At 70.6% G+C, this 12,594-nt stretch carries 15 protein-coding genes; 7 read left to right on the forward strand and 8 right to left on the reverse strand.

The features are described 5' to 3' along the window. Nucleotides 1-413: 413 nt before the first annotated feature. Nucleotides 414-1,055 (reverse strand): DNA-3-methyladenine glycosylase, encoded by a 642-nt coding sequence (locus ACWD0A_RS13330; RefSeq protein WP_451297567.1) that lies wholly within the window; start codon nt 1,053-1,055, stop codon nt 414-416. A gap of 73 nt (nt 1,056-1,128) precedes the next feature. On the opposite strand from ACWD0A_RS13330, the gene ACWD0A_RS13335 reads away from it, so the two are divergent. The 3 genes from ACWD0A_RS13335 to ACWD0A_RS13345 all read left to right on the forward strand — a co-directional run bounded on the left by ACWD0A_RS13335 (nt 1,129) and on the right by ACWD0A_RS13345 (nt 3,193). Continuing rightward, the gene (locus ACWD0A_RS13335) at nt 1,129-1,911 is read left to right on the forward strand and encodes a sporulation protein (protein ID WP_451297569.1); all 783 of its coding nucleotides are present in this window, start codon (nt 1,129-1,131) and stop codon (nt 1,909-1,911) included. A 43-nt stretch (nt 1,912-1,954) separates the two neighbouring features. Continuing rightward, entirely contained in the window at nt 1,955-2,491 is a 537-nt protein-coding gene (locus ACWD0A_RS13340; RefSeq protein ID WP_451297571.1) for a YbhB/YbcL family Raf kinase inhibitor-like protein, read from the forward strand. A gap of 192 nt (nt 2,492-2,683) precedes the next feature. Beyond that, nucleotides 2,684-3,193 (forward strand): HNH endonuclease, encoded by a 510-nt coding sequence (locus ACWD0A_RS13345; RefSeq protein WP_177148973.1) that lies wholly within the window; start codon nt 2,684-2,686, stop codon nt 3,191-3,193. Nucleotides 3,194-3,288: 95 nt separating this feature from the next. On the opposite strand, the gene ACWD0A_RS13350 is transcribed toward ACWD0A_RS13345, so the two are convergent. The 4 genes from ACWD0A_RS13350 to ACWD0A_RS13365 form a co-directional block, all read right to left on the reverse strand. After that, nucleotides 3,289-4,062 carry a sulfite exporter TauE/SafE family protein gene (locus ACWD0A_RS13350; protein ID WP_451297573.1) on the reverse strand — a complete coding sequence of 258 codons (774 nt, stop codon included), beginning with the start codon at nt 4,060-4,062 and terminating at the stop codon, nt 3,289-3,291. A 79-nt stretch (nt 4,063-4,141) separates the two neighbouring features. Beyond that, complete coding sequence (locus ACWD0A_RS13355; protein WP_365991747.1) at nt 4,142-5,101, reverse strand: SPFH domain-containing protein; 960 nt, start codon at nt 5,099-5,101, stop codon at nt 4,142-4,144. Between the two features lie 204 nt (nt 5,102-5,305). Then, nucleotides 5,306-5,737, reverse strand: a complete 432-nt coding sequence (locus ACWD0A_RS13360; RefSeq protein ID WP_451297575.1) for an NfeD family protein — start codon at nt 5,735-5,737, stop codon at nt 5,306-5,308. A gap of 84 nt (nt 5,738-5,821) precedes the next feature. Next, complete coding sequence (locus ACWD0A_RS13365) at nt 5,822-6,613, reverse strand: ABC transporter ATP-binding protein (protein WP_451297577.1); 792 nt, start codon at nt 6,611-6,613, stop codon at nt 5,822-5,824. Between the two features lie 165 nt (nt 6,614-6,778). Here ACWD0A_RS13365 and ACWD0A_RS13370 point away from each other — a divergent pair, with 165 nt between their 5' ends. After that, entirely contained in the window at nt 6,779-7,564 is a 786-nt protein-coding gene (locus ACWD0A_RS13370; protein WP_451297579.1) for a hypothetical protein, read from the forward strand. Nucleotides 7,565-7,728: 164 nt separating this feature from the next. Here ACWD0A_RS13370 and ACWD0A_RS13375 read toward each other — a convergent pair whose 3' ends face one another. The 3 genes from ACWD0A_RS13375 to ACWD0A_RS13385 are packed head-to-tail and all read right to left on the reverse strand — an operon-like array spanning nt 7,729 to nt 9,619. Beyond that, the gene (locus ACWD0A_RS13375; RefSeq protein WP_451297862.1) at nt 7,729-7,806 is read right to left on the reverse strand and encodes a chaplin family protein; all 78 of its coding nucleotides are present in this window, start codon (nt 7,804-7,806) and stop codon (nt 7,729-7,731) included. Nucleotides 7,807-7,836: 30 nt separating this feature from the next. Continuing rightward, a complete protein-coding gene (locus tag ACWD0A_RS13380) occupies nt 7,837-8,481 on the reverse strand; it encodes a response regulator (RefSeq protein ID WP_451297581.1) in 645 nt (214 codons plus the stop codon). Next, nucleotides 8,474-9,619 carry a GAF domain-containing sensor histidine kinase gene (locus ACWD0A_RS13385; RefSeq protein ID WP_451297583.1) on the reverse strand — a complete coding sequence of 382 codons (1,146 nt, stop codon included), beginning with the start codon at nt 9,617-9,619 and terminating at the stop codon, nt 8,474-8,476. The genes ACWD0A_RS13380 and ACWD0A_RS13385 overlap by 8 nt, the downstream gene beginning before the upstream one ends. A 183-nt stretch (nt 9,620-9,802) precedes the next feature. On the opposite strand from ACWD0A_RS13385, the gene ACWD0A_RS13390 reads away from it, so the two are divergent. From ACWD0A_RS13390 to ACWD0A_RS13400, 3 genes are all read left to right on the forward strand, one after another. Then, entirely contained in the window at nt 9,803-10,498 is a 696-nt protein-coding gene (locus tag ACWD0A_RS13390; protein WP_451297585.1) for an SDR family NAD(P)-dependent oxidoreductase, read from the forward strand. Further along, nucleotides 10,495-11,583, forward strand: coding sequence for an S-adenosylmethionine:tRNA ribosyltransferase-isomerase (locus ACWD0A_RS13395; RefSeq protein ID WP_451297587.1), 1,089 nt, complete (start codon nt 10,495-10,497; stop codon nt 11,581-11,583). Before ACWD0A_RS13390 ends, ACWD0A_RS13395 begins: the two co-directional genes overlap by 4 nt. Before the next feature lie 278 nt (nt 11,584-11,861). Further along, nucleotides 11,862-12,593 carry a transglycosylase SLT domain-containing protein gene (locus ACWD0A_RS13400; protein WP_451297589.1) on the forward strand — a complete coding sequence of 244 codons (732 nt, stop codon included), beginning with the start codon at nt 11,862-11,864 and terminating at the stop codon, nt 12,591-12,593. Nucleotide 12,594 lies beyond the last annotated feature (1 nt).

Consider the following 12,594-nt stretch of genomic DNA (forward strand, 5'->3'; position numbering starts at 1 on the left):
CATCCGGAGATGGACGGGGTATCAACATATCTGGCGTTGATTTTTGGCACGCTGTTGAGTTCTCAAGGAACGGACGCTTCCTTCGTACTCACCCTCAGAACCTTCTGGGGCTTTCCTCCGGGCGCTTCCCTTCGGTCTTGCGTTTCCGACTCTATCAGACTCTTTCGTGTCCGATTCCCGGCCGGCGGGATCGCTTTCGGTTCTTCGCTTTCGCGTTTTCCCTTTCGGCGTGGCCACTACTTTAGCTGATTTCCCCGGAGCCTCATAATCGAGTCGATCAGGTCGAATTTCGGCATGCCGAAATCGCACCCGTTCGGGTTCGTCGTCAGTAGTGGATGGCCGCTCCGGAGCTGCTGAAAAGCAGTGCCCCGTTCAAGCGGCTCGGGCTACGTTAGGCGTCTCGCCGTACCGAGTCAAGTTGCCCTGCGGCGCGGCGTGTGGGCCCGATACGGGCTCACCGTGGGGTCGCCCTCGATCCAGAAGCGCCACGGGTGGTACGCCCCTTCGCCGCCGACACCCGTCCGTGGGCCGTTGCGGACCTGGTCAGGGGAGGGCGGGCGGCCCTGGAGGAGGGTCAGCGGCCCGGCGGGACCGTCGCAGAGGTCCGCCCCGTTGAGGGCGCGGTCGACGTCGAGGGCCGTGGCCAGACGGGCCGGGCCTTTGGCCAGTTCCTTGTCATGGCGGGCCGAGATACGTCGACGGCGAGTGAGCTCCGCGCCCACCTGGATCTCCCCCGCCCGCAGGAGGATTCCGCTCGCCTTGCCCTCGGGGCCGCACACCACGTTGAGGCAGTGCCACATGCCGTAGGTGAAGTAGACGTACGCGTGTCCGGGCGGGCCGAACATCACCTCGTTTCGGGCGGTCCGGCCGCGGTAGGCGTGGGAGCCGGGGTCGGACTCGCCCGCGTACGCCTCCACCTCGGTGAGGCGCAACTCGATCGGGCCGTCCTCCGTCATGCGGATCAGCGTGCGGCCCAGCAGTTCGGGCGCCACTTCCAGGACCGGGCGGTCGAAGAAGGAGCGGGCCAGCGGCGTACGGTCGAAGCTCTCGATCATTGCTTCGAGCGTACCGGGGAACCGACTACGGTCGTCGGGCGTATGTAGGGGTCAGGACCTAGAAGGAGTGGACATGGGCTTCAAGAAGCTGCTCGCGAGCCTCGGCGCCGGTGGTGCGTCCGTCGAGACGGTGCTCACCGAGGAGAACGTCGTTCCGGGGGGAGTCGTCCAGGGCGAGGTGCGTATCCAGGGCGGTTCGGTCGATCAGCAGATCGAGGGGCTGTCCGTCGGCCTTCAGGCGCGTGTCGAGGTCGAAAGCGGTGATCAGGAGGTCAAGCAGGACGTCGAGTTCACCAAGCAGCGGCTCGGTGGCGCGTTCGAGGTCAAGGCCGGCGCGGTGCACGTGGTGCCGTTCGGTCTCGAGATCCCGTGGGAGACGCCGGTCACGTCGATCGCCGGGCAGCAACTGCGCGGGATGAGCATCGGTGTGACGACCGAGCTGGAGATCGCGCGTGCCGTGGACTCGGGAGACCTCGACCCGATCAACGTGCATCCGCTGCCGTCGCAGCAGGCGATCCTCGACGCGTTCGTGCAGCTGGGCTTTCGTTTCAAGAGCGCGGACATGGAGCGCGGTCACATCCGCGGGACGCGGCAGCAGCTGCCGTTCTACCAGGAGATCGAGTTCTTCCCGCCGCAGCAGTACCGCGGGCTCAACCAGGTCGAGCTGACGTTCGTCGCGGACGACCGCGAGATGGACGTCGTCCTGGAGATGGACAAGAAGCCGGGTCTGTTCAGCGAGAGCAGCGACTCGTACAAGGCGTTCAAGGTCGGGCACCACGACTTCGCGGCGACCGACTGGGCCGCTTACCTGAACCAGTGGCTCGCCGACGTCGGTGGCCGTCGCAACTGGCTCTAGGCTCGGGGCCAGGACGCAGGACAGCCGAATCGGAGGTTTTGACGTGACCGAGCTGAAGCGTGCGCCGCTTCCGCACGACTTCCACCCGCCGGTGCCGTCGTTCACGGTGGTGAGCGACGACATCGAGCCGGGGTCGGTTCTGAAGGACGCCCAGGTCTACGCGGCGGGCAACACGTCCCCGCATCTGCGGTGGGAGGGCTTCCCGGCGGAGACCAAGAGCTTCGCCGTGACGTGTTTCGATCCGGACGCTCCGACGGGCAGCGGTTTCTGGCACTGGGTCGTGTTCGACATCCCGGCGTCGGTGACCGGGCTTCCGGCGGGCGCGGGCACCGGGAAGTTCGAGGGGCTGCCCGAGGGCGCGATCCAGGCCCGCAACGACTACGGGTCGAAGGACTTCGGGGGTGCCGCTCCCCCGGCCGGTGAGAAGCACCGTTACGTGTTCACGGTGTACGCGGTGGACAGCGAGAAGCTCGGACCGGACGCGGACGCCTCGCCTGCGGTGGTGGGCTTCAACCTGCGTTTCCACACGCTCGCCCGCGCGCACGTGATCGCGGAGTACGAGGGGCCCGCCGAGAGCTGATTGTTCGTTTTCCGTTTGCCCTGCCCTGGTCTTGGAGAGATCAGGGCAGGGCAGTTTTGTTGCCGGGGGCCGGGGGTTCGCTCTCCCGGAAGGCACAGATATTGCGTTGTCCATCTCGGCGCGCCCGGCGAGAGTTGATCCGAGCCCGATGCCCGCCGACGGGGCTGGGCCGGCGAACGGGAGGTGGGCGAGATGCGGGACACGTTGGTGCTGAATGCGAGCTTCGAGCCGCTGTCGACGGTGACACTCAACCGCGCGGTGGTGCTGGTGCTCCAGGACAAGGCCGTCGTCGAGCAGGCCCACCCCGGTCTCCGTGTCCGCGCGGCCGCCGTCGATCTTCCGGTGCCCCGGGTGATCAGGCTCTGCAGATACGTACGGGTGCCGTTCCGAAGACAGGCGCCGTGGTCACGGCGGGGTGTGCTGGTCAGGGACCAGCACCGGTGCGCGTACTGCGGCAGGCGCGCGACGACCGTGGACCACGTGGTGCCGAAGTCGCACGGTGGTGCCGACTCCTGGCTGAACACGGTGGCCTCGTGTGCCGAGGACAATCACCGCAAGGCGGACCGTACGCCGGAGCAGGCGGGTATGCCGTTGCTGCACCAGCCGTTCGTGCCGTCGCCGGCGGAGGCGATGCTCCTCGGGATGAGGTCGGGTGAGCGGGCGGCCCTGCCGGACTGGCTGGCGGCGGACACCGCCGCGTAGCCCGCGACGGCGGCCGTGGTGCAGGCGCCGTGGTGTCTCGTGAGGGAGCCCGTCCCCGTACGGATCGGGGGCGGGGCTCCCTCGCGTACCGGCGCTCAGCGCAGGAGCAGCTGCACGATGGCGCTGGTGCCGACGACCACGATGAACACGCGCAGTGCGGTGGGGTGCAGCTTGCGGCCGATCTTCGCGCCGAACTGGCCGCCGATCGCCGAGCCGACGGCGATGAGGAGGACGGCGGTCCAGTCGAAGTCGGCGACGAAGAGGAAGAACAGTGCGGCGATGCTGTTCACGATCGCCGCGAGGACGTTCTTGACGGCGTTGAGACGCTGGATGGTGTCGTCGAGCAGCATGCCCATGAGGGAGAGGTAGATGATCCCCTGGGCCGCGGTGAAGTAGCCGCCGTACACGCTGGCGAGCAGAAGGCCGCCGAAGAGGACGGGCCCGCCGTCGGTCTTGGTGAGGGTGCCGTTGCGTGCGCGGCGGCGCTGGACGGCGGTCGAGATGCGGGGCTGGAGCACGACGAGGACCAGGGCGAGCGCGACGAGGACGGGCACGATCGTCTCGAAGGCGGTCGACGGGAGCATCAGCAGCAGGACGGCTCCGCCGAGGCCGCCGATCGCGGCGGCGATGCCGAGGCGCGTCACGAGGGGCCGCTGGCCCTTGAGTTCCTCCCGGTAGCCTATGGCGCCGCTGACGGAACCCGGGATGAGCCCGAGGGCGTTCGACACCGTGGCGGTGACGGGCGGCAGCCCGGTGGCCAGCAGTACGGGGAAGGTGATCAGGGTCCCCGAGCCGACGATGGTGTTGATGGTGCCGGCGCCGATTCCGGCGGCGAAAATCGCCAGTGACTCCCAGATGGACAACGCCATCTCCTCCACGATCGGTGAGACGCCTCCCCGCCATCAAGGTCGAGGGGCCTCAACGATCATGCACGAAGGGATGCCGGCGTCAGTCGATGGGGGGCTGTTCGCGGCGCTCGGTGCCGCTGCCGTTCCCGTTGCCCGCCTTGCTCGGTCCGCCGCCCATGCCGGCCATCGGGTTGAAGTTTCCCATGGCTCCGGAGAGCCCCTTGAGGGCGTCGCCGATCTCGCTGGGCACGATCCAGAGCTTGTTGGCGTCGCCCTCGGCGATCTTCGGGAGCATCTGGAGGTACTGGTAGGCGAGGAGCTTCTGGTCGGCGTCTCCCGCGTGGATGGACTCGAAGACCGTACGGATGGCCTGGGCCTCGCCCTCGGCGCGCAGGGCCGCCGCCTTGGCCTCACCCTCGGCGCGGAGGATCGCGGACTGCTTCTCGCCCTCGGCGGTGAGGATCTGCGACTGCCGGATGCCCTCGGCGGTGAGGATGGCGGCGCGCTTGTCCCGGTCGGCGCGCATCTGCTTCTCCATCGAGTCCTGGATGGAGGTGGGCGGCTCGATGGCCTTGAGCTCGACGCGGTTGACGCGGATGCCCCACTTGCCGGTGGCCTCGTCGAGGACTCCGCGGAGCGCGGCGTTGATCTCCTCACGGGAGGTCAGGGTCCGCTCCAGGTCCATGCCGCCGATGATGTTCCGCAGGGTGGTGACGGTGAGCTGCTCGATGGCCTGGATGTAGCTGGCGACTTCGTAGGTCGCGGCCCGGGCGTCGGTCACCTGGTAGTAGATGACGGTGTCGATGTTGACCACCAGGTTGTCCTGGGTGATCACCGGCTGGGGCGGGAAGGGGACGACCTGCTCGCGCAGGTCGATGCGGTTGCGGATGGAGTCGATGAAGGGGACGACGATGTTGAGGCCCGCGTTGAGAGTGCGGGTGTAGCGTCCGAACCGCTCCACGATGGCGGCGCTGGCCTGCGGGATGACCTGGATCGTCTTGATCAGGGCGATGAAGACCAGCACCACCAGAATGATCAGGACGATGATGATCGGTTGCATCGCGTTCCCTGTGCCCTTCGCTGCCGGATGATTCTGCGATTTCTGCGGATCGAGCTGAGGTCGGATCTGACGGCCGTGATGATCAGTTTCCCAGAACAGAGGCTGTGCTGCGGGCAGTTCGGAAGGTTCGGTCCGTTCGGTCCGTTCGGTCCGTTCGCCGGGGGGTGGCTGCGGTCGTCGTCGCGTGGAGTGCCGTCGCCGCGCTCACATCACGACGGCGGTGGCTCCGTCGATCTCGACCACGTCGACCTGATGGCCCTGCTCGTAGGACATGGACGCGTCGAAGGAGCGGGCGGACCAGATCTCGCCGGCGAGCTTGATGCGGCCGCCGTTGCCGTCGACCCGTTCGACGACGACGGCCTGACGGCCTTTCAGGGCATCGACACCGCTGGCGAATCGCGGGCCCTGCTGGGCTCTGTGTCGGGCCGCGATGGGGCGTACGACCGCGATGAGCGCGACGGACACCGCGGCGAAGACGAGGACTTGAGCCACCGATCCGCCGCCGAGCGCCGCGACGACGGCCGCGGCCACGGCTCCCGCGGAGAACATTGCGAATTCGGGCATCGCGGTCAGCACGAGCGGAATGCCCAGTCCGACCGCGCCGATCAGCCACCACACCCATGCGTCGATGTCCACGTGGTCATGGTAGGTCCGCCGGTCACGGTCCGGACAGGGGGCGACGCGGGTCGCGCGTGCTTCTGCCCCTGTTTCTCAGGGAGTTCAGCCGAGCGGGAGGCCCTGCGCGGTCCAGCGCTCGCCGTTGCGCTCGACGACGAGCGGGAGGCCGAAGCAGTGGGAGAGGTTGCGGGAGGTCAGCTCGGTCTCCATCGGGCCGGCGGCAAGTACCTTGCCCTGCCGGATCATCAGGACGTGGGTGAAGCCGGGCGCGATCTCCTCGACGTGGTGGGTCACCATGATCATGGAGGGCGCGTACGGGTCGCGGGCGAGCCGCCCGAGACGGCGCACCAGGTCCTCGCGGCCGCCGAGGTCCAGGCCGGCGGCGGGCTCGTCGAGGAGGAGCAGCTCGGGGTCGGTCATCATGGCGCGGGCGATCAGGGTGCGCTTGCGCTCGCCCTCGGAGAGGGTGCCGAACCTGCGGTCGAGGTACTCGGTCATGCCGAGCCGGTCGAGGAAGGCACGGGCGCGCCGCTCGTCGACCTCGTCGTAGTCCTCGTGCCAGGTGGCGGTCATGCCGTACGCGGCGGTGAGGACGGTCTGCAGGACCGTCTGGCGCTTGGGGAGCTTGTCGGCCATGGCGATGCCGGCCATGCCGATGCGCGGGCGGAGCTCGAAGACGTCGACGCCGCCGAGCTGCTCACCGAGGATCCGGGCGCTGCCGCTGCTGGGGAAGAGGTAGCTGGAGGCGATGTTGAGCAGGGTGGTCTTGCCGGCGCCGTTGGGGCCCAGGATCACCCAGCGCTCACCCTCCTTGACCGACCAGGAGACGTCGTCCACCAGAGCGCGTCCGTCGCGGACCACGGATACGTCCACCAGCTCCAGTACATCGCTCATGAGCGCGTTGTCTCCCCATGCAATCGTCGAGGCCTTCGGGTGCGTGTGGGCGGTTTGTGCGCCTGTGGGCACAGCACCCAGGGAAAACCTACGCCACCTGCCGGGCGCTCCGGTCGCCCGGTCCCGTGCTAGGGGGTGCCCGCCGGGCACGCCTAGGCTGGGAGCATGCTTTCGGAACCGCGTTCAGGCCGCTTGGCGGCATGGGGAAGCGCCCTTTTGGCCGGACTTGTCTCACCGGACGACGCCGTGCACGCGATCGTCGGCGACGATGCCGTGCACCGGGTGGAGGGACTGCCGGGCGAGGCCGGTCCGGTCGGGCTGACGCTCGCGCTCGGGCGGCTGCGGGCGCTGGGCGTGACCGGTTACCGGGTGGCTCTGCCCGCGCCGGGGCATCCGCTCGGACTGAGCGGCCCGCCCGAGTTCAACGCGCGGGCGCTGGAGACCGAGGAGGCCGTCGTCGCGACGGGAGCGGCGTACGGGCTGGTGCCGGAGATCCGCGAGGCGGGTCCGGCCGGAGACGTGCACGTGGACGTCCTGTGGCACTGCCTGCCGGTGCAGGAGGCGCCGCCCGCGGACGTGCCGTCGCTCGGCGAGGCGGAGCGGGAGCTCGCGGAGGCGCTGCGCGAGGCGACGTCGACGCTGACCCGTCTCGATGTGGCCGCGTCGGGGCCGCTGGCGGAGGCGGCGGTGGACGCGTACCGGGCGCGCTCGGAGCGCGGGGCGGCGGAGACGCTGGCTCCGGGCTACCCGCCGCGTGCGGTGCGGGTGTTGGAGCTGGCGCAGCGGATCGGACTACTGATCTCGGTGGCGTACGAGAACGGGCACGGCGGTGCGGTGAGCGCGGCGGAGATGGCGGCGCGGGGAGAGGCGCTGCGGCCGGTGGAGCGGGTGGCGCGGAGGGCGCAGGTGGCGGCGTACAACGCGTATGTGGAGGAGCGGCAGCGGGGGTGACGTGTCCTCCCGAGGCCGGGGCTCCGCCCGGACCCCGTGACGCCCTGCGCGCGGTGACTCCTGCGGCCCTGCGGCCGGGGAGCCGCCCGCGTCGGCCGACGGGCACGTCGGCTCGCGGCCGTGGTCCGTCGGGCGCCGGCGGCCGGCCGCCCGGGGCCGGGGCGTCAGGCGTTCAGGCTCGTGGTGCCGGAGGCCGGGTCGAGGAGGCCGGACACGTTCACCGTGTGGCCCGAGACGTTCAACGGACGTGGACCGGACCCTGACCGTCCGGGTCAGCCGGTCAGTCCGTGCCGCACCGCCCAGAGCGCCGCCTGGGTGCGGTCGGCCAGGTCGAGCTTCATGAGGATGTTGGACACGTGCGTCTTCACCGTCTTCTCGGAGAGCACCAGCGCCCTGGCGATCTCCCGGTTGGACCGGCCGTCGGCTATCAGCCCCAGGACCTCGCGCTCCCGCTCCGTGAGGTTGCCCCCGCGGCCCGTGCCGCCCGGTGAGTCGTCCTCGGACAGCAGCGCGCCCGCGACCTCCGGCTGGAGCAGGACGTGGCCCGCGTGGACCGAGCGGATGGCGCCGGCCAGGGCCTCCGGGTCGACGTCCTTGTACACGAAGCCCGACGCGCCCGCGCGCAGCGCCGGGACCACCGTGCGCTGCTCGGTGAAGCTGGTGACGATCAGGACCTTGGCCGGGTTGGCGAGCTCGCGCAGCTTGCGCAGGGCTTCGATGCCGTCCATGCCCGGCATCTTCACGTCCATCAGCACCACGTGGGGCTTCAGCTCCTCGGCCCGCGCGACGCCCTCCGCACCGTCGCCGGCCTCCCCCACCACCTCTATGTCGTCCTGGACCTCGAGGAACGTGCGCAGCCCGCGCCGCACCACCTGATGGTCGTCGACCAGCAGCACGCGGATCTTCCTGTCAGCCACCGGGGACCTCCATCTCGACCGTGGTGCCTTTGCCGGGCTCCGATTCCACGCTGAGTCTGCCGCCGACGCCGCCCGCCCGGTCCCGCATCGACACGAGCCCGAGATGGCGCCCGGCCCTGCGCACGGTGCGGGGCTCGAACCCCTTGCCGTCGTCGGTCACGCTGAGCAGGGCACCTTGGCCGCGGCGTACGAGCACGACGTCGACCCGGTCCGCGCCGGAGTGGCGCAGCGCGTTGTGCAGGGCCTCCTGGGCGACGCGCAGCAGGGCCTCCTCCTGGGCGGCGGGCAGGGCCCGCACCCCGCAGGTGTCGAAGGTGACCTTGGCGGTGTGCGCACGGTCGAGGACCTGGATCTGGGTGCGCAGCGTGTTGACGAGGCCGTCCTCGTCGAGGGCCGCGGGCCGCAGCTCGACGACGGCGGCGCGCAGCTCGTCGGCCGCTTCGGCGGCGAGCTCGGCGACCTGCTGGAGCTCGCCCTTCGCCCTGCCCGGGTCGCGGTCCACCAGGGCGGCGGCGGCCTGGGCGGTGAGCCGCAGGGAGAAGAGCTTCTGGCTCACCGCGTCGTGCAGCTCGTGGGCGAGGCGGGAGCGCTCCTCGGCGATGGTCAGCTCGCGGCTGCGCTCGTACAGCCGGGCGTTGGTGAGGGCGATGGCCGCGTGCTGGGCGAGGATGCCGAGCAGTTCCTCGTCGTCCTCGGTGAAGCCGCAGCCTCCGTCCTGCCTGGGGCAGCGCTTGTTGGCGAGGAACAGCGCGCCCATGACCTCGTCGCCATCCTTGATGGGCAGGCCCAGGAAGTCGGACATCTCGGGATGGGCGGACGGCCAGCCCTCGAAGCGGGGGTCCTTGCGCACGTCGGCGAGCCGCTCCACCTTCGCCTCCTGCAGCATCGCGGCGAGGATGCCGTGCTGGCGCGGCAGGGGGCCGATGGCCTTCCACTGGGCGTCGCTGACGCCGTCGACCACGAACTGCGCGAAGCCGCCGTGGTCGTCGGGCACACCGAGCGCCGCGTACTCCGCGTCGAGGAGGTCGCGGGCGGAGGCCACGATCGTCTTGAGCACGTCGCGCACCTCGAGATGCCTGCTCATGGCGAGGAGCGCGGTGCTCACGGCGGCCAGGCCGGAGCTCGGTCGGTGACTCATGACCTCACCGTACCGGCGGGCTGTGACAGTGCGTATCGGCCCCGGGACCGCCCCCGCCTAGGCCGGGGGGCGTAGGCCGAAATGCCCCTGCGGGAAGGGGCCGCGGCACGAGGCGGCGGGCCCCTCCGCGTTCCTACGTTGGCGGCACCACACAGGAGCGGTACGGCGAAGGGGATGGGTCTCATGCCGGTTGCGGTGATCACAGGGGCGTCGAAGGGGCTGGGCCGCGCGCTCGCCGCCGGTCTCGCCAGGGAGGGCTGGGACCTGGTGCTCGGGGCCCGCACCGGGGACGTACTGAAGGAGAGCGCCCGGCTGGCCGGTGTCCACGGCACACGGGTGGTGCCGGTGGCGGGGGACGTCACGGACGCCGCGCACCGTGCGGCGCTGGTGGCGGCGGCCGCTGAGCTGGGCGGCCTCGATCTGGTGGTCAGCAACGCGAGCGCGCTGGGAGCGGAGCCGCTGGTGCGGCTGGAGGCCCTGGCCCTGGACGGGCTGCGGGCGGCGCTGGAGACCAATGTGGTCGCGGCGCTGGGTCTGGTGCAGGAGGCGCTGCCGATGCTGCGCAGGTCGCCGGCGGGGGCGGTGGTGGCGGTCAGCTCCGACGCGGCGGCGGAGGTGTACGAGACGTGGGGCGGCTACGGGGCGTCGAAGGCGGCGCTCGACCAGCTGGCCGCGGTGCTGGCCGTGGAGGAGCCGGGGCTGCGGGTGTGGAGCGTCGATCCGGGCGACATGGCGACGGACCTCTATGCGGCTGCTGTCCCGGACGACGACGAGCCGCGGCCGTCTCCGGGGTCCGTGGTGCCCGCCTTCCTGCGGCTGCTCTCGCAGCGTCCGGCCAGTGGCCGGTACACCGCTGCCGCGCTGCTGGGGTCCCGATGAGGACGGTGCCGGAGGGAAGGGTCGTGCTGGAGGCGCTGAGGGTCCCCGAGGAACTGTCCGCGCGGGTGCCCGCGGAGGAGCGGGGTGCGGGGCGCGACGACGTACGGCTGCTGGTCTCACGCGGGACGCGGGTGTCGCACCACGCGTTCCGCGATCTCCCGGGGCATCTGCGGGCGGGTGACGTGCTGGTCGTCAACACGTCGTCGACGCTGGCGGCGGCGGTGGACGGCCGGGTGGGCGGCGAGCCGGTGGTGGTGCACTTCTCCACGCAGGGGGACGACCTGCGGTGGGCGGTGGAGCTGCGGCGCCCGGACGGCTCGGGGAGTACGGCCCCGCGCCCGGGCGGGCCGCGCGGCGCGGTGGTCCGGCTGCCGGGCGGCGCGCACCTGGTGCTGGAGGAGCCTCTGGCGCCGGGGGCGCGGCGGCTGTGGTGGGCGTCGGTGTCGGTCGGCGTGACGGGGCTGCTGGCGCGGCACGGGCGGCCGATCCGCTACGGGTACACGGCCGGGGACCAGCCGCTCGCCGCGTACCAGACGGTCTTCGCGCTGCCCTCCGCCGACGGTTCGGGGTCGGCGGAGATGCCGAGCGCCGCGCGGCCCTTCACCGCGCCGCTGGTGGCGGAGCTGGTGAGCCGGGGCGTGCAGTTCGCGCCGGTCACGCTGCACACGGGCGTGGCGTCGACGGAGGCGCACGAGCCGCCGTATCCGGAGCGCTTCGACGTGCCGGCGACCACGGCGTGGCTGGTGAACGCGGCCCGGGCGGCGGGCGGCCGGGTCGTGGCGGTGGGGACGACGGCGGTGCGGGCCCTGGAGTCGGCGGCGGACCCGGCGGGGGTGGTGGCGCCCGCGGCGGGGTGGACGGATCTGGTGGTGACGCCGCGGTGGGGGGTGCGGGTGGTCGACGGCCTGCTGACCGGGCTGCACGAGCCGGCGGCGTCGCATCTGCTGATGCTCGGAGCGATCGCCAGCGAGGCGGCGCTGACCTGCGCGTACTCCGAAGCGCTGAGGAATCGCTATCTCTGGCACGAGTTCGGCGACGTCCATCTCGTGCTTCCGGACGACGCCCCTCACTCACTGGATTGCTGAAGCAACACACGGTGAGACCGTCGCGTGCCCGATGTGAGCCCGCGCATAGGACGTAGGTCACTTACGAACCTCTTTAGTGCGTATATAAAGGGCGCGTGAGCGGGGACAGGAGGCATGAATCGGACGTTTGGGATCAACGTGATCCACTACCGCGGATCGTACGTCACACCTTTGCCAGCGGATTTTGCTGCCGCTAAGAATTGCCGACGTCGCTTCCGAACAGCGCAGAGCCGAACCGGCCTGGAGCGACTTTCCGCTATTCGAAGAGGTACGTCTGTATGTCCGCGTTCAACACCGCCGCTCTCCGTCGTCTCCGATCGCGCAAGGCCGCGGTCACCGGTGTCGCCGTCGCCGCTTCCGCCGCTCTGGCGCTGTCCCTGGCTCCCGCCGACGCCGAGGCCGGCACGACGACCGAGGTGGCCGCGGCCGCCCCCGTGGCCTTCAAGGTCAACGAGAAGCAGGCCGCCGCGGTGCAGGAGAGCATCGCCAACCAGCAGACCGCCTTCGAGGCCCAGCTCAAGGCCGCGCAGGCGAAGAAGAAGGCAGAGGCCGCCGAGGCCAAGAAGCAGGCCGAGGCGAAGAAGAAGGCCGAGGCCAAGAAGAAGGCGGAGGCCGCCGCGAAGAAGCGTGCCGCCGAGCAGGCCGCCGCCAGCCGGTCCGCCGCGCGCAAGCCCGCGAAGGTCACCTACCCGAACAACCTGGACGGCTGGATCCGCGAGGCGCTGTCCATCATGAAGAAGCACGACATCCCCGGCACCTACGAGGGCATCCACCGCAACATCATGCGGGAGTCCAGCGGTAACCCGCGTGCCATCAACAACTGGGACATCAACGCGATCAACGGTGTCCCGTCGAAGGGCCTGCTGCAGGTCATCAAGCCGACCTTCGACGCGTACCACGTGCCGGGCACCAAGCACGACCAGTACGACCCGGTCGCCAACATCGTCGCCGCCTGCAACTACGCGGCCGACCGCTACGGCTCCATGGACAACGTGAACAGCGCCTACTGAG

This window comes from Streptomyces sp. NPDC002867 (genome assembly GCF_053591895.1).